General features: G+C 62.8%; 10 protein-coding genes. 3 read left to right on the forward strand and 7 right to left on the reverse strand.

Annotated features, from left to right (window positions below; translation table 11 throughout):
• Positions 1–172: 172 nt before the first annotated feature.
• The 3 genes from KVO92_RS02290 (at position 173) to KVO92_RS02300 (ending at position 5,629) form a co-directional block, all read left to right on the forward strand.
• Complete coding sequence (locus KVO92_RS02290) at positions 173–1,816, forward strand: VRR-NUC domain-containing protein (RefSeq protein WP_217474070.1); 1,644 nt, start codon at positions 173–175, stop codon at positions 1,814–1,816.
• Positions 1,813–4,068 carry an ATP-dependent DNA helicase gene (locus KVO92_RS02295; RefSeq protein ID WP_217474071.1) on the forward strand — a complete coding sequence of 752 codons (2,256 nt, stop codon included), beginning with the start codon at positions 1,813–1,815 and terminating at the stop codon, positions 4,066–4,068. Before KVO92_RS02290 ends, KVO92_RS02295 begins: the two co-directional genes overlap by 4 nt.
• 304 nt (positions 4,069–4,372) lie before the next feature.
• Positions 4,373–5,629, forward strand: coding sequence for an OprD family porin (locus KVO92_RS02300; protein ID WP_217474072.1), 1,257 nt, complete (start codon positions 4,373–4,375; stop codon positions 5,627–5,629).
• Positions 5,630–5,921: 292 nt separating this feature from the next.
• Here KVO92_RS02300 and KVO92_RS02305 read toward each other — a convergent pair whose 3' ends face one another.
• The 7 genes from KVO92_RS02305 to kdgD form a co-directional block, all read right to left on the reverse strand.
• Positions 5,922–6,827 (reverse strand): aldose 1-epimerase, encoded by a 906-nt coding sequence (locus KVO92_RS02305; protein WP_217474073.1) that lies wholly within the window; start codon positions 6,825–6,827, stop codon positions 5,922–5,924.
• Positions 6,828–7,007: 180 nt separating this feature from the next.
• Positions 7,008–7,937 carry a 2-hydroxyacid dehydrogenase gene (locus tag KVO92_RS02310; protein WP_217474074.1) on the reverse strand — a complete coding sequence of 310 codons (930 nt, stop codon included), beginning with the start codon at positions 7,935–7,937 and terminating at the stop codon, positions 7,008–7,010.
• 94 nt (positions 7,938–8,031) lie between these two features.
• Positions 8,032–9,453: an FAD-binding oxidoreductase gene (locus tag KVO92_RS02315; RefSeq protein ID WP_217474075.1), complete on the reverse strand. Its 1,422-nt coding sequence runs from the start codon at positions 9,451–9,453 to the stop codon at positions 8,032–8,034.
• Positions 9,454–10,347: 894 nt separating this feature from the next.
• Positions 10,348–11,901, reverse strand: a complete 1,554-nt coding sequence (gene garD, locus KVO92_RS02320) for a galactarate dehydratase (RefSeq protein ID WP_217475405.1) — start codon at positions 11,899–11,901, stop codon at positions 10,348–10,350.
• 229 nt (positions 11,902–12,130) lie between these two features.
• Positions 12,131–13,474 carry a glucarate dehydratase gene (gudD, locus tag KVO92_RS02325; protein WP_217474076.1) on the reverse strand — a complete coding sequence of 448 codons (1,344 nt, stop codon included), beginning with the start codon at positions 13,472–13,474 and terminating at the stop codon, positions 12,131–12,133.
• A 120-nt stretch (positions 13,475–13,594) separates the two neighbouring features.
• Positions 13,595–15,037 (reverse strand): aldehyde dehydrogenase family protein, encoded by a 1,443-nt coding sequence (locus KVO92_RS02330; protein WP_217474077.1) that lies wholly within the window; start codon positions 15,035–15,037, stop codon positions 13,595–13,597.
• 94 nt (positions 15,038–15,131) lie between these two features.
• Positions 15,132–16,043: a 5-dehydro-4-deoxyglucarate dehydratase gene (kdgD, locus tag KVO92_RS02335; protein WP_217474078.1), complete on the reverse strand. Its 912-nt coding sequence runs from the start codon at positions 16,041–16,043 to the stop codon at positions 15,132–15,134.
• Between the last annotated feature and the right edge of the window lie 495 nt (positions 16,044–16,538).

Consider the following 16,538-nt stretch of genomic DNA (forward strand, 5'->3'; position numbering starts at 1 on the left):
TGGCCGGGCGCGTCTCGCTACGGGCATTCTTATTCCCTCTTCCCGTCCGGCTGCCGTGCTCTGCATAGCGCAAAACCGCTGATCGTCTCCCCGTTGCCAAATCCCGCAACAACTGTATAAATACACAGCCAAACGGGCAGTCTCGCCCGTGCATGACCGAACCGGACGTTCGATGCGCCAGGCCCTGGAAAATCCCTTCTACTACCTAGAGAACTTTCGACAGGTACTTGCCTGGATCGGTGAGCGCCATGGCGACCTGCTGGTCGACCAGGAGCGCGCGTTTCTGGATCGTTTCAACGACGTCCCGCAAGCCTCGCAAGCGCTGCTGGTTCGCATGGTGATGCGCAAGGGCACCTTGTTCCGTGCCAGCAAGTTGCGTTATGCCGAGATCGGCTGTCCGCTGGAAGCTGCCACCGCCCTGATCGATCAGGGCTGGATCGACGCCGACCCGACGCTGGATCTGGTTCAGCTGTTCGCCCTGCTCAATAAAGACGAGCTGATCCAGATATTTGGCGCCGCAGCGGGCCGCAGCCAGCGCAAAGCCGATCTGTTACAGGCGTTGCTGGCCGAGCAAACCCAGCCCCGGTCGTTCGGCAACTGGTGTGAGGCACTCGGCGAACGTGCGTTCGGGCTGAACATCGGCGAGTTCTGTGACCGGCTACGGCTGATGTTCTTCGGCAACATCCATCAGGACTGGACCGAGTTCGTGCTCGCCGACCTGGGCATCTTTCGCTATGAGCAGGTGAGCTTCTCGCCAGCGTCTCGCGCGTTTCAAAGCCGTGAAGACGTCAACGCCTATTTGCACCTGCACCGTTGCCGCGAACGTTTCGAGGCAGGTGAGGCGCTGGACGAGGTCGTGGCCGATATTCCTCGCCTGCCCTACGCCAACGAGTGGCTGGAGCATCGCCGCGGCAAGTTGCTGCTGAGCATTGGCCGCCAGTGCGAACGTATTGGCGACCTGAGCCAGGCGCTGCGTCTGCACGCGGCCAACGGTTATCCCGGCGCGCGCGAACGGGCGATCAGAGTGCTCGAACGTTGCGATCAACCCGAAGCCGCGTTGCGTCTGGCGAACGAGGCGCATGCCGCTCCGGAAAGCGAACATGAAGCTCAGCAGTTGCAGCGCATTCTGCCGCGGCTGCGTCGTGCGCTCGGCGAGCCCGTGGTACGTCGCAGCGCTGTGTCCGAAGCCGAACGCATCGACCTTGTCATCGACCGACAGCCTGGTTTGAGCGTTGAACAAGCCGTGCGGGAGCATCTGTCGCGCAGCGAGGCGCCGGTCTACTACGTCGAAAATGCCTTGATCAATTCGCTCCTGGGTCTGCTGTGCTGGGATGCGATCTTCGCGCCGCTGCCGGGCGCGTTCTTCCATCCGTTCCACGCGGCACCGGCGGACCTGGCAAGGCCGGACTTCTATGCCCGTCGCGCCGGGCTGTTCGATGAATGCCTGGCCAAGCTGGGCACCGATGAATACCGCGAATGCATTCGTCGGGTGTTCCGCGAGAAGTTCGGCATTCAATCGCAGTTCGTCAGCTGGGGGCTACTCGACGAGCAACTGCTCGAAGACGCACTGTCTTGCGTGCCCTCCGAGCACCTGCGCGTGTGTTTTCAGCGCATCCTGCGAGACGTACCGAACCACCGCAGCGGGTTACCAGACCTGATTCAGTTCTGGCCTGGCGAGCGGCGCTACCGGCTGATCGAAGTGAAGGGCCCCGGCGATCGTCTTCAGGATAACCAGAAGCGCTGGATAGACTTCGCTCTGCGCCACGGCATACCCATCGCCGTCTGCTACGTGCAATGGACCGAGGACTTCCCTTGAACTATCGGGTCGCAGTCCGCGCCTTGTGCGAATTCACTGCCAAAGAAGGGGATCTGGATCTCCGCTTCACGCCCGCACCCACTGCGCTGGAAGGCATGGCTGGCCATGCCACCGTGACGGCACGCCGGGCGGAAGATTACCAGCGCGAGGTGACGCTCGAAGGCCAGTACCGTGAGCTGCTGGTCCGTGGCCGTGCGGATGGTTACGACCCGGGGCAGAATCGGCTGGAAGAGATCAAGACCCATCGCGGCGATCTTTCGCGGCAGCCAGCCAATCACCGTCAATTGCACTGGGCCCAGGCGAAGATCTACGGTGCGCTGCTTTGCGCGTCACGCGGACTGGGGTCGCTGAACGTCGCCTTGGTGTATTTCGATGTGGTCACCCAGAAGGAAACGGTGCTGGCCGAGGCGTTCAACGCTGCCACCCTGCAAGCGTTCTTTGAAGCTCAGTGCCAGCGCTTCATTGCGTGGGCCGAGCAGGAACTGGCGCATCGGCACGCTCGCGATCAGGCACTGACGACGCTGAAATTCCCCTATGGTGAGTTTCGACGGGGTCAGAGGCAGCTGGCCGAAGCCGTATACAAGGCCGCCTGCACCGGAACCCACCTCATGGCGCAAGCGCCGACTGGCATCGGCAAGACGCTCGCTACCCTGTTCCCGCAACTTAAGGCCTTTCCAGGTCAGCAACTGGACAAACTGTTCTTCCTCGCGGCGAAGACCTCCGGTAGACAACTGGCGTTGGATGCGCTGGCGAGCCTGACGACAGATGCGACGCCGCTGCGGGTGCTGGAGCTGACCGCGCGGGATAAGGCCTGCGAGCATCCGGACAAGGCCTGTCACGGCGAATCCTGCCCTCTCGCTCGGGGCTTTTACGATCGGCTGCCGGCAGCGCGCGCGGAAGCGATCACCCGCCCGGTGCTGGATCGGGCAGCGCTACGCGAAGTAGCGCTGGCGCACGAGGTTTGTCCTTATTACCTCAACCAGGAACTTGCCCGTTGGGTTGATGTGGTAGTCGGTGACTACAACTATTACTTCGATCTGAGCGCCCTGCTCTACAGCCTGACGCTGGCCAACCAGTGGCGGGTCAGCGTGCTGGTAGACGAGGCGCACAATCTGCTGGAGCGCGGTCGGAGTATGTATACCGCCGAGCTTGATCTCAGGAATTTCAAGAGTTTAAGGAAGATATCTCCAAACAACGTAAAGAAGCATATCGAACGAATTTTGCGCTGCTGGGGCGAATTGCACGGCCCTCAGACCGCCAGTTATCAGGTGCAGCCGGAACTGCCCCACAAGCTCATCGGTGCGTTGCAGCAAGCCATCAGCGCCATCACCGATCACTTGACGGAGCACCCAGCTGGCGTCGACCCGTCACTGCTGAATGCGTACTTCGACGCGATGCATTTCTGTCGGTTGGCGGAACTGTTCGGAACCCATTCGCTATTCGATTGCACGCTGCTACCGCAGCGCGCATCCCTCGGCCGAAGCTCGGTCATCTGTATACGCAACGTATTGCCGGCCCCCTTTCTCGGCCCGCGCATGCTCGAAGCACGGTCCTGTGTGCTGTTCTCTGCCACGCTCAGCCCCAGGCAGTTCTACGCCGACACGCTGGGGCTGCCGCGCAATCAGGTCTGGATCGATGTCGATTCGCCCTTCCGGGCCGAGCAGCTGGAAGTTCGCCTGGCACGACACATCTCCACGCGCTATCAGGACCGCGCCGCCTCGCTGGATACGATCGTCGATCTGCTTGCGCAGCAGTATCACCAACGCCCCGGTAACTACCTCGCGTTCTTCAGCAGTTTCGAGTACCTGCAGCAAGTGACCACTCTGCTAGCGACCAAGTATCCGGCGCTGCCCTTCTGGGAACAGACTCGCGGGATGCATGAAGCCGCTCGTAGCGACTTCCTTGCACGCTTCACCGGCGAGAGCCGCGGCATTGGTTTCGCCGTGTTAGGTGGCGCTTTTTCAGAGGGCATCGATCTACCCGGTGATCGGCTGATTGGTGCCTTCATCGCGACCCTGGGTTTGCCCCAGGTCAACTCGATCAACGAGCAGATGAAGGCCCGGATGGATCAGCTGTTTGGAACCGGTTACGACTACACCTACCTTTACCCCGGTTTGCAGAAGGTGGTCCAGGCGGCAGGCCGGGTGATCCGGACCACCGATGATCAGGGCATAGTCCACCTCATGGATGACCGCTTCGCGCGGCCACAGGTCAGATCTCTCTTGCCCAGCTGGTGGGGCGAGGCGCTCTGACTGATAGTCATCACACCTCTTGCTTGCTGACGACTCGTCGTATCGCTATCGGAGCCACTTCGGCCCATCCCCGCTGTGTGCCCAGTGCGAACAACCTAGACCTTAGTCTGACGCCTAACAGTTCTTTACAAATTGCGTTGACAAGCGCCGCTCTCTGGCCATAATCCCGAATGTCGTATGACGACTGATAACAGATTTCGAGTCGCGACATGCGGTCGCCTGCCAGCGCCCGCGCTATACCCCACGTTCGCTTTCGGCCTTGCCGCGCGGGGTGGGATTACTCAAAAAAGGGAGCACAACAACAATGACCCCACGCAATCCCCTATCTGCCGCTGTATTCGCGGGCACGCTGTCGTTGGCGCTTGGCGTTCCTGCCGTCGCGCATGCGGCGGACGGCTTTGTCGAAGGCACCAAGATCACCGTCAACGCGCGCAACTTCTACATCGGTCGCGAGTTCCGTGACGACTCGATCACTGATCGCAGCAAGGCCGAAGAATGGACCCAGAGCTTCATTCTGAACATCCAGTCCGGCTACACCCCGGGCCCGGTCGGCTTCGGTGTCGACGTGCTCGCAGGGCTTGCGGTCAAGCTCGACGGCGGCCGCGGTACCTACGGCACCGGCCTGCTGCCACGCCATCGCGACGGCCGCCCAGCCGATGATTTCGGTCGCCTGGGTGTCGCCGCCAAGGCCAAGTTCTCCAACACCGAGCTGAATATCGGCGAAATGATGCCGGTACTGCCGATCCTGCGCGCCGACGATGGCCGCTCGCTGCCGCAAACCTTCGAAGGCGGCATGATCACCTCGCGCGAGATCGATGGCCTGACCCTCCATGGTGGCCAGTTCCGTCAGAACAGTCCGCGTGACGACGCCAGCATGGAAGACATGAACTACGGCGGAGGCTTCTCCGACCGCTTCAACTACCTCGGTGGCGAATACGCCTTCAATGACAAGCGCACGACCGTTGGTCTCTGGACCGCCGAACTGAAGGACGTCTACGAACAGCAGTACGTGCAGTTACTGCATACCCAACCGCTGAGCGCGGATCTGGCCCTGACAGCCAACCTGGGTTACTTCCAGGGTGACGAGGACGGCAGCGCTCGGGCCGGCGAGCTGGACAACAAGACCTACTCCGGTCTGTTCGGCCTCAAGGCGGGTGGCAACACCTTCTATGTCGGTCTGCAGAAAGTCAGCGGCGACACCGGCTGGATGCGCGTCAACGGCACCAGTGGCGGCTCGCTGGCCAACGACAGCTTCAACAATGCCTACGACAACGCTGGCGAGCGCTCCTGGCAGCTGCGTCATGACTACAACTTCGCCGCCATGGGCGTACCGGGCCTGACCCTGATGAACCGCTACATCAGCGGCGACAACATCAAGACTGCCGGCGGCAACGACGGTGAGGAATGGGGTCGTGAAACCGAGCTGGCCTACACCGTCCAGAGCGGACCGGCGAAGAACCTGAACATCAAGTGGCGTAACTCGAGCTTCCGCTCCGAGGTCAACACCCGTGACCTGGATGAGAACCGCCTGATCTTCAACTACCCGATCTCCATCTTGTAAGCGGCATCCACCCGCTGGACGCAACACTCCTCGCTCCTGTTGCGGAAACTTTTGCCCGTCGTCGTGACGGGCTTTTTTTGTCCGCTGGAACCCGCCGGCAGGAGCCAGCGCTGCGCTGAGAAGGACGAGTGTCGAGCACGGACGGATCCGGCCAGGTCCCTGAATGTGGGTGTCGCGGCGCGTGTCTCGCCCTAAACGCTTGTACCGCCTGCGACGTCGCGGTCGGTCAGTTGCAGGCGCGCCGCGAAAGAGGTGTCACCAAACGCGGACATAGGCCCGCGATCAGCGCTGGCTATTCCACACGGCTTATCCGGATAGCGCAGCTGGCTTGCAGGCGTTGCCCGGGTGCCAAGGTGCGCATGCCGTGGGCGCCTGGGTCGTCCAGGCAGAGGGCATTATTGGCGTGGGAAACCGGTTCTACCGCAAAGAAGCCCATCTCGGCCGGCGGCGTGAACACCACCAGATGATCGAGCACTTCGCTGGCCTGAAGGCTCAGCTCGATACCCAGCCTTGGCCAGCGAATGGACACCGGCCCACTGCGCCCGGCGAAGCAATTGTCCAAACCCGGCGCGTGCAACGGCTTGGCCGTGGAAAAGTCCCACGGCGCCGGGATTCCGCTCAGCTGCGACGGCAGCCCTTCTGCATCGTTCTGCCAGACCGCTTGCGCTGCGAATTGCAGGTCGCAGGCATCATGACGCATGAAGTAAGGGTGCCAACCGAGCCCGGCCGGCATCGCCCGAGTGTCGCGGTTTTCCAGGCTCAGATGCAGATCGAGCCCGTTGTCGACCAGCTCCAGGCGGTGTTCCAGATCGAAGGCAAACGGCCAATCAAGGACGCAGTCGCCGTCGGGTCGATGCGCCATCCGCAGCGTCAGGCGGCTGGCATTCTGCTCGATCAGTGTCCATGGCCGTTTCCACGCCACGCCATGGATCGGCAAGGGATGGTCTTCGGACAGACGACGCAGCGGATAGGCGTGGCCTGCGTGTTCGAAGGCGGCGCCACCGACCCGGTTGGAAAAAGGTGCCAGCACGAAGCAGCCGGTACGCCGCACGCTGTTGGAGCCGTCCCAGGGCCGCAGCAGGTCGATACCGTCATAGCTCAGGTGGGTAATCGCCCCGCCCAGGTTCGGGCACAGAGCCAGTCGCAGCGCGCCCCGGCGCACCTCGATTTCGGACAAGTCTGGTTGGGGTTCTCCCATTTGCCGCGCTCCTTGGGTGAGCGAGTGCCGCTCGCAGATTGGGTGAGGCCTCTCACGACCAGAGCTTGTGACTCAGGTCATGAGCGCGCCGTGGGGGTGTCGCTCGTTAAGGTCGACGCCAGGCTTTTGGCCTGGGCCTTTGGCGACTCAGTCGCCTCGATCTGGACGCCGGGTGGGCGTTCAGACGGCTGTCAGCACCTCCGCGCGCTCAAGAAAGGCGTGCAGATTGGCGAACAGCAATTCTTCCATGGCCAGCCGGGTTTCCTCGGTGGCACTGCCAATGTGCGGCAGCAGGACGACGTTCGACAGATCGAAAAGCACCTGGGGCACATTGGGTTCGGTGGCGTAGACATCGAGGGCCGCGCCGCCGAGGTGACCCTTCACCAGCGCGTCGATCAGCGCGTTCTCGTCGACCACTGAGCCGCGCGAGACGTTGATCAACATGCCGCCTTTTCCAAGCGCATCGAGCACCTCGGCATTGATCAGGTGGCGTGTACTCTCCCCGCCCGGACAGGTCAGGACAAGAAAATCGCTCCAGCGCGCCAGCTCCACCAGGCTGGCCTCGTACCCGTAGGGGCTGCCCTCTACCGGACGCCGGTTGTGATAGCGGACCTGCATGTCGAAACCACTGGAACGCTTGGCCACGGTTTCACCAATGCGACCCATGCCTACGATGCCAAGGCGTTTGCCGCTGACGCGGGTGGCCAGCGGCAACCCGCCGGCCGGCCATTGGCCGCTGCGTACGAAGCGATCGGCCCGGGATATTTGCCGCGCGCAGTCAATGAGCATGCCGAAGGCAAGATCGGCCACGCAGTCATTGAGGACATCCGGGGTGTTGCTTACCGGAATGCCGCGCGCCCGGGCGGCCGTCACGTCGATGGCGTCGTAGCCCACGCCGAAACTGACGATGGCGCGAAGCCTGGGCAGTCGCTCGATCAAGGCGGCGGTACAGCCGAAACGTCCGGATGTGACCATGATCTCGATGCGTTCAGCGTGTTGCTGAAGGAGCGTCTCGGGATCTGCATCCCAGAGTCGCAAAACCTCGTGCTCCGCAGCGAGACGTTGGTTGCATCGTTCGGTAAGCGGGCCGATTTGAAGAATGCAGGTCACAGGTTTTCCTCGATTGGGAGCCAAGGTAGGACGGTTCGATTCGCGGCCAGCCACCCGGCAGGAATCTCGCGTGTACGAGCGTCGGACGCTGGCTTCAGAGCCATTGAAAGAGCTTGCCGGGGTTCATCAGTCCTTGAGGGTCAAGTGTCGTTTTCAGGGTGCGCATCAGCTGCAGCTCGAGCGGGTCCTTGTAGTGCTGGGCAGCCTCGCGCTTGGCTTGGCCGATGCCGTGTTCGGCGCTGATGCTTCCGTGAAAGCGCGTCGTGGCGTCGTAAATTATCTGGGTGATTGCCGCCCGTTGCGCCGTAAAGGCGTCGTCGTCCGAACCGGCGGGCTTGCTGATGTTGTAATGCAGGTTGCCGTCACCGACGTGCCCATAGGCAACGATTCGCACGCCGGGGAAGTCGTCGAGCAAGCGGTTGTCTGTGGCCTGGATGAACGCGGGGATAAGACTCACCGGCACGCTGATGTCGTGCTTCAGGCTCGGGCCTTCATGGTTCTGCGCCTCGGATATGCCTTCGCGCAGAGCCCAAAGCGCCGCAACCTGCGCCTGGTTACCCGCAAGCACCGCGTCGGTGACCCAGCCGCGCTCCAGCGCCTGGCCCATTCCGGTTTCCAGTAGTTCGTTCAGCGGCGCCTCGGGCTGCGTGTCGCTGAGCTCGATGAGTACGTACCAGGGATGAATCTGATCGAAGGGGTCGCTGCATCCGGTTACATGCCGAAGAACGAACTCCACACTTTGCCGAGACATTAGCTCGAAACCGGTCAGGCGATCGCCGCAAAGCCCTCGCACCAGGCCGATGAGTTCGATGGCCGCCTCAGCGCTGGGCAGCGCGACCCAAGCGGTGGTGACGCTGCATACGGCCGGATACAGCTTGAGCACCGCAGCGGTAATGATGCCGAGCGTGCCTTCGGAGCCGATGAACAGATGCTTGAGGTCGTCGCCGGTGTTGTCCTTGCGTAGGCCACGCAAGCCGTTCCAGATCTGGCCGTCGGGCAATACCACTTCCAGACCCAGGGTGAGGTCGCGCATGTTGCCGTAACGCAATACCGCAGTGCCGCCAGCGTTGGTTGCGAGATTGCCGCCAACCGTGCAGCTGCCCTGCGCGCCGAGGGAAAGAGGAAACAAGCGCCCTGCCTCGGCTGCTGCGGCCTGGAGGGTCTGCAAGATCACCCCGGCCTCGACCGTGATGGTTTCGTTGGCCGTGTCGATTTCGCGAATCCGGTTCAGGCGAGTCAGCGAGAGCACCACCTGGGTACCGCTGTCATCGGGGATCGAACCGCCACACAGACCCGTATTGCCGCCTTGCGGCACCACGGCGATGCGCTGCTCGTGGCACAGGCGCACCACGGCGGCCACCTCTACGGTTGTCGCCGGCCGCACGACCAGCGCCGCCTTGCCGCGGTAAGCGTTGCGCCAGTCGCTGAGGTAGCTGGCCATTCGCTCTGGGTCGCAGACGAGTCCGGCAGGGCCGACGATGGCTTCGAGCGCATGCCGCAAGTTGTGGACGTTCATGGCAACTCCGTGTGGAAAACCGGCAGGTGTTCCTTGGCAATGACGTTTCAACGAGTTCGCCTTCCTCCGTGGAAACCGAACCCAGGGTCGCGGGCAGAGCCCACTCCTACAGGCATTCCACCGACGCTTTTTGGAGCCTGGCTCTGCCCACGACAGGGCCCACTATTGCGGGCGCCCCCCCTTCCAACAGACCTCCGCCGACGCCTTTGTAGGAGCAGGCTCTGCCTGCGACAGGCCCCCTGGTCGCGGGCAGAGCCCACTCCTACAGGCATTCCACCGACGCTTTGTGGAAACCGGCTCTGCCTGCGACAGGGCCTGCGGTCGCGGGCAGAGCCCACTCCTACAGGTATCCCTCCGGCGCTTTTATAGGAGCAGGCTCTGCCTGCGCCAAGCCCCGTGGTCGCGGGCAGAGCCCACTCCTACAGGTATCCCTCCGGCGCTTTTGTAGGAGCAGGCTCTGCCTGCGACAGGGCCTGCGGTCGCGGGCAGAGCCCACTCCTACAGGTATCCCTCCGGCGCTTTTGTAGGAGCAGGCTCTGCCTGCGCCAAGCCCCGTGGTCGCGGGCAGAGCCCACTCCTACAGGCATCCCGCCGGCGCTTTTGTAGGAGCAGGCTCTGCCTGCGCCAAGCCCCGTGGTCGCGGGCAGAGCCCACTCCTACAGGCATCCCGCCGACGCTTTGTGGAAATCGGCTCTGCCTGCGACAGGGCCTGCGGTCGCGGGCAGAGCCCACTCCTACAGGTATCCCTCCGGCGCTTTTGTAGGAGCAGGCTCTGCCTGCGCCAAGCCCCGTGGTCGCGGGCAGAGCCCACTCCTACAGGTATCCCTCCGGCGCTTTTGTAGGAGCAGGCTCTGCCTGCGACAGGCCCCAGCGCCGTCGCCTCGGTTCTGCTTATCAGGTGATCGGGGCCGGGTTGAACAGCACGATGTCGTTGTGCAGCCTGTGCTGCTCGGCCCAGGTCTTCTTGCGGCCGCTGGCGACGTCCAGGTAGTAGTGGAACAGCTCCCAGCCCAGCTCCTCGAGGGTCGCGCGGCCGGTGGCGATGCGGCCGGCATCGATGTCGATCAGATCCGGCCAGCGCTCGGCCAGCTCGGTACGGGTCGCCACCTTGACCACCGGTGCCATGGCCAGGCCGTACGGCGTGCCGCGGCCGGTGGTGAACACGTGCAGGTTCATCCCGGCGGCCAGCTGAAGCGTGCCGCACACGAAGTCGCTGGCCGGCGTTGCGCAAAAAATCAGCCCTTTGCGATCGACCCGCTCCCCCGGCCCGACCACGCCGTTGATGGCGTTGCTGCCGGATTTGACGATCGAGCCCAGCGACTTTTCGACGATATTGGACAGCCCGCCTTTCTTGTTGCCCGGTGTGGTGTTGGCGCTGCGGTCGGCGGCGCCGCGTTCCAGGTACTGGTCGTACCAGTCCATTTCGGCGATCAGGGCGTCGGCGACTTCCGTCGACTCGGCGCGGGCGGTGAGCATATACACCGCGTCGCGAACCTCGGTGTTCTCGGAAAACATCACGGTGGCGCCGGCGCGTACCAGCAGGTCCGAGGCATAACCCAGCGCCGGATTAGCGGTAATGCCAGAGAACGCATCGCTGCCGCCGCACTGCATGCCCAGCACCAGTTCGGACGCCGGCACCGTCTCGCGGCGGCGCTGGTCGAGCTTTTTCAGCCGCGTTTCGGCCAGAGCCATGATCTGCTCGATCATTTCACCGAACCCGGTGTTGGACTCCTGCAGGCGATAGAGCCAGGGATCGCGCAGGTCCACTGACGGATCACCCTCGTGCATCACCTGCTCGGCCTGGAGCTTTTCGCAGCCGAGACTGATCACCAGCGCCTCGCCGCCGAGGTTCGGGTTGCGCGCCAGGTTGCGCACGGTGCGGATCGGGATGTAAGCGTCGCGCGCATTGATCGCCACGCCGCAGCCGTAGCTGTGAGTCAGCGCGACCACGTCATCGACGTTGGGGTATTTGGGCAGCAGCTCATCGCGAATGCGCTTGACCGCATGTTCCAGCACGCCGGTGACGCACTGCACAGTGGTGCTGATACCGAGGATATTGCGGGTGCCTACCGTGCCGTCGGCGTTGCGATAACCCTCGAAGGTGTAGCCCTCCAGCGGGGCGAGCCTGTCCGGTACGGCATTGGCGCGCGGCAGGCTATCGAGCGGCGGCGCGCTGGGCATCTTCAACTGGGTTTCCTTCACCCATGAGCCACGGCGCAGCGGCTCGAGCGCGTAACCGATGATCTGACCATAGCGGCGCACGGGCTCGCCTTCGGGGATGTCCACCAACGCCACTTTATGGCTCTGGGGCACGCTTTCGACCGTCACCAGCCCATCCTCGAACCGCGCACCGGTCGGCACACCGCCATCGTTGACCACAACAGCCACGTTGTCCGCCTCGTTGAGGCGAATGTAACGCGGCGAATCTTGATGCTGAATCAGTTCCACGGTGTCGTTCATATCGGTCTCCGGTCAGGCCGGTTGTTGTTCTGGTCTGGTTCGTTCGCTTTCTGGACCGCTGCGCGACTCGTAGGTGGGCTTTAGCCCACCATTCTTTAGGAGTCACTGGTGGGCTAAAGCCCACCCTACATTCTGTTCACCCGTGCCCGAACGGGCCTCGGTAGGGACACAGCTGCGGTCGATCACATCAACCACCGTCGCGAATTGAGCTTCCAGCTCATCGCACCAGGCACGGTTTCTTGTTGTTGAAGGTCCACTCCGGGATCAGGTACTGCATGGCGATCGCATCGTCGCGCGCACCCAGGCCCTTCTCCAGATACAGCTCATGAGCCTTCTGCAGCGCATTTTCGTCCAGCTCGACGCCCAGCCCCGCCTTGGCCGGCACAGCCACCTTGCCGCCGACGATCTGCAGCGGTTCACGGGTCAGGTACTGACCGTCCTGCCAGATCCAGTGGGTGTCGATCGCGGTGATCTTGCCCGGTGCGGCGGCCGCCACGTGGGTGAACATGGCCAAGGAAATGTCGAAGTGGTTGTTCGAATGTGAGCCCCAGGTCAGGCCCCAGTCGTTGCACATCTGCGCGACGCGTACCGAGCCGCTCATGGTCCAGAAGTGCGGGTCGGCCAGCGGGATGTCCACGGAATTCAGCTGGATGGTATGGCCCATCTGCCGCCAATCGGTTGCAATCATGTTGGTCGCGGTCGGCAGACCGGTGGCGCGGCGGAATTCGGCCATCACTTCGCGACCGGAATAGCCGTTCTCGGCGCCGCAAGGGTCTTCGGCGTAGGCCAGCACACCGTGCAGGTCCTTGCACAGGTCGATGGCTTCAGCCAGCGACCAGGCGCCGTTGGGGTCCAGGGTGATGCGCGCATCAGGGAAACGCTCGGCCAGCGCGCGGATCGCCTTGACCTCTTCGCGGCCCGGCAGCACGCCGCCCTTGAGTTTGAAATCCTTGAAACCGTAACGCTCGTAGGCCGCCTCGGCCTGACGCACGACGGTTTCCGGAGTCAGCGCTTCTTCGTTGCGCACGCGGAACCAGTTGTCGCTGGCGTTCGATTCGTCGCGGTAACCGAGGTCGGTCTTGTTGCGGTCGGCAATGAAGAACAGGTAGCCGAGCATCTCCACTTCGTCGCGCTGCTGGCCGTCACCGAGCAGTGCGGCTACCGGCACGCCGAGGTGCTGGCCGAGCAGGTCGAGCAGTGCCGACTCGATGGCGGTAATGGCATGAATGGCGATGCGCAGGTCGAAGGTCTGCAGGCCGCGGCCGGCGACGTCGCGATCAGCGAAGGCCTTGCGCGCCTGGTTCAGCAGCGCGTTGAAATTGCCGACCGACTGCCCGACGAGGATGGAACGGGCGTCTTCGAGGGTCTGGCGGATGGCTTCGCCACCGGGGACCTCACCAACTCCGGTGTTGCCGGCGCTGTCCTTGAGAATGAGGATGTTGCGGGTGAAATACGGACCATGGGCGCCGCTCAGGTTGAGCAGCATGCTGTCTTGGCCTGCGACCGGGACCACACGGAGCTCGGTGACGACCGGGGCACCGCTGTTTACCGAATTGTTCATGGGCGTCTCTCTATTGTTCTTATGGTCCGCTTTGCGGAGGTAACCAATCTGCTGGCCATGGAGCGCAACCCGCCGAAGCGCCAGGCCTCGAACGGGTTGCACCGCATGAAACCGGTGCTATCAGCCGATGTAGGTGGTCTTCACCGTGGTGTAGAACTCCTGGGCGTAGCGCCCCTGCTCGCGCGGGCCGTAGGACGAGCCTTTACGGCCACCGAAGGGCACGTGGTAGTCCACGCCAGCGGTCGGCAGGTTGACCATCACCATCCCGGCCTGGGAATGGCGCTTGAAGTGATTGGCATACTTCAGCGAGGTGGTGCAGATGCCGGCGGACAGACCGAACTCGGTGTCGTTGGCCATGGCCAATGCTTCGTCGTAGTCCTTGACCTTCACCACGTTGGCCACCGGGCCGAAGATTTCCTCGCGGCTGATGCGCATGTCGGCGGTGCTGTCGACGAACAGCGTCGGCGCCAGATAGTAGCCCTCGGTGCCGCAGCTCACGCGCTCGCCGCCGACAGCCAGGCGTGCGCCTTCCTGCTTGCCGATTTCGATGTATTTCAGGTCCTGGTCCAGCTGGGCCTGGGACACCACCGGACCGACGTCTACACCCTGCTCCAGGGCCGAACCGACCTTGATCTTCTTGATGCGCTCGATCATGGCTTCGACGAAACGGTCGTAGATGCCTTCGGTCACGATGATGCGGCTGGAAGCGGTGCAACGCTGGCCGGTCGAATAGAACGCGCTCTGGGTAGCCAGTTCGACCGCGGTGTTGAGGTCAGCGTCATCGAGGATGATCTGCGGGTTCTTGCCGCCCATCTCCAGCTGAACCTTGGCCTGACGGCCGACGCAGGTCGCCGCGATGCCGCGGCCGACGCCCACCGAACCGGTGAAGCTGACGCCGTCGACACGCTTGTCGTTGACGATGACCTCGCCCACTTCACGGCCCTTGCCCATCACCAGGTTGAACACACCGGCCGGGAAGCCCGCGCGCGAAATGATTTCCGCAATAGCCCAGGCGCAGCCCGGCACCAGATCGGCGGGCTTGATGACCACACAGTTGCCGTACGCCAGCGCCGGCGCGATCTTCCACGCCGGAATCGCGATCGGGAAGTTCCACGGCGTGATAAGACCGATCACACCCAGCGGCTCACGGGTGACCTCGACGCTAACGCCAGGGCGCACCGACTGCAGGGTTTCGCCCGCCTGGCGCAGGCACTCACCCGCGAAGAACTTGAAGATGTTGCCGGCACGAGCGACTTCGCCGATGGCTTCCGGCAGGGTCTTGCCCTCTTCGCGGGCCAGCAGATTACCCAGTTCTTCGCGGCGCGCGAGGATTTCCAGGCCGACCTTTTCCAGGGCATCGGCACGGGCCTGAATGCCGGAGGTTGACCAGGCCGGGAACGCCTTGCGGGCTGCGGCGATGGCGGCTTCGACCTGCGAAGCGTCTGCCTGGGCATACTCGCCGATCACATCCGAAAGGTCGGACGGGTTGATGTTGGCCTGGTAGCGGCTGCCCGCTACCCATTGGCCATCGATGTAGTTGTCATAACGCTTTGCGTCTGCCACGTAACGCTCTCCTTCATGAGGTCCGCCTAGTGCCCGACATATCTTTCGGACACTCGTTGCGGCGGTTGGGGCGAGTGATAGGTCCCGTGTGCGCTTACTGTGCGCCCTGCTTCTCGATCAGCGCCGCAAGTGCTTCGTACTCGTCCGGCCGCAGGTCGGTCAGCGGTGCGCGGACGGGACCAGCGTCGTACCCGGCGATCTTGGCACCGGCTTTGACGATGCTGACCGCATAGCCTTTGCAACGGTTGCGAATGTCGAGATACGGCAGGAAGAAATCGTCGATCAGCTTGCCAACGGTTTCGTCGTCGTTACGGGTAATGGCGGCGTAGAAGTCCATGGCCAGCTTCGGTACGAAGTTGAACACGGCCGACGAATAGACCGGCACCCCAAGAGCTTTATAGGCGGCGGCGTACACTTCTGCGGTCGGCAGACCACCCAGGTAGGTCAGGCGATCCCCCAGGCGACGGCGGATGGAGACCATCAGCTCGATATCGCCGAGGCCATCCTTGTAGCCGATGAGGTTCGGGCAGCGCTCGGCCAGTTGTTCGAGCAGCGGCGCGGTCAGGCGGCACACGTTGCGGTTGTAGACCACGACACCGATGTTCACTGACTTGCACACTTCTTCCACGTGCCGTGCAACACCTTCCTGGCTCGCTTCGGTCAGGTAGTGCGGCAGCAGCAGCAGGCCTTTGGCGCCGAGGCGCTCAGCTTCCTGAGCGTAGGCGATGGCCTGGCGAGTCGGACCGCCGACACCGGCAAGGATCGGAACCTGGCCGGCGCAAGTGTCCACGGCGGTCTTGATGATGTCCGGGTATTCCTGGGGGGTCAGCGAGAAGAATTCGCCGGTGCCGCCGGCCGCGAACAAGGCAGTCGCGCCATAAGGTGCCAGCCACTCCAGACGCTTGATATAGCCGGCACGGCTGAAGTCGCCCTGCTGGTCGAAATCGGTAACCGGAAAGGAGAGCAGACCAGACGAGAGGATGGCCTTCAGTTCTTGTGGGTTCATTGTTTGAGCATCCTGTGAAGCTATCGGTATTGAGGAAGGGGCCGCAGCCTTGAGATACGTTATCGTACAACTACAAGGTGCGCTACCGGTTTTAACGAATTTTCTTCCGCTCCTCGCTCGCATCCGTCGAACAGGGCTCGCCGCGGGGTAGCTGTCACCTCCGCCGCGGACTTGGCGAAATGCGCGCAGTACAAAAAGCATCGATGAAAGCCGGGGCAACCGAAACCCCGCATCGACCGAGCGGTCACACGGAACGATTTTTATGTTTCCGTCGTTTGACAACCACCCCATGCACTGATAAAAATTCAGCCAAGTCATACGACAACGTATGACAAAACAAACAGAGCTTAAAAAGCCATGCCTCATTCCGCGCACCGCTGCCCTGTAGCGCCCCTCTCTTCCACCGTTCTGCTGGTAAGTCGATCCGCTTGCGGTCGTGAAGACAGCCTTGCTAACAGCCCGATCGCCCCACTCTGTTCCAGGCGCTGCATGCGA

The sequence above is a fragment of the Stutzerimonas stutzeri genome, assembly GCF_019090095.1.
GTDB lineage: Bacteria > Pseudomonadota > Gammaproteobacteria > Pseudomonadales > Pseudomonadaceae > Stutzerimonas > Stutzerimonas stutzeri_AN.

Excerpts from the sequence above, each read along its gene's own strand:
- KVO92_RS02300 (WP_217474072.1), top strand. The coding sequence starts at position 4,373 with ATGACCCCACGCAATCCCCTATCTGCCGCTGTATTCGCGGGCACGCTG.
- KVO92_RS02305 (WP_217474073.1), bottom strand. The coding sequence starts at position 6,827 with ATGGGAGAACCCCAACCAGACTTGTCCGAAATCGAGGTGCGCCGGGGC.
- KVO92_RS02290 (WP_217474070.1), top strand. The coding sequence starts at position 173 with ATGCGCCAGGCCCTGGAAAATCCCTTCTACTACCTAGAGAACTTTCGA.
- kdgD (WP_217474078.1), bottom strand. The coding sequence starts at position 16,043 with ATGAACCCACAAGAACTGAAGGCCATCCTCTCGTCTGGTCTGCTCTCC.
- gudD (WP_217474076.1), bottom strand. The coding sequence starts at position 13,474 with ATGAACAATTCGGTAAACAGCGGTGCCCCGGTCGTCACCGAGCTCCGT.
- KVO92_RS02315 (WP_217474075.1), bottom strand. The coding sequence starts at position 9,453 with ATGAACGTCCACAACTTGCGGCATGCGCTCGAAGCCATCGTCGGCCCT.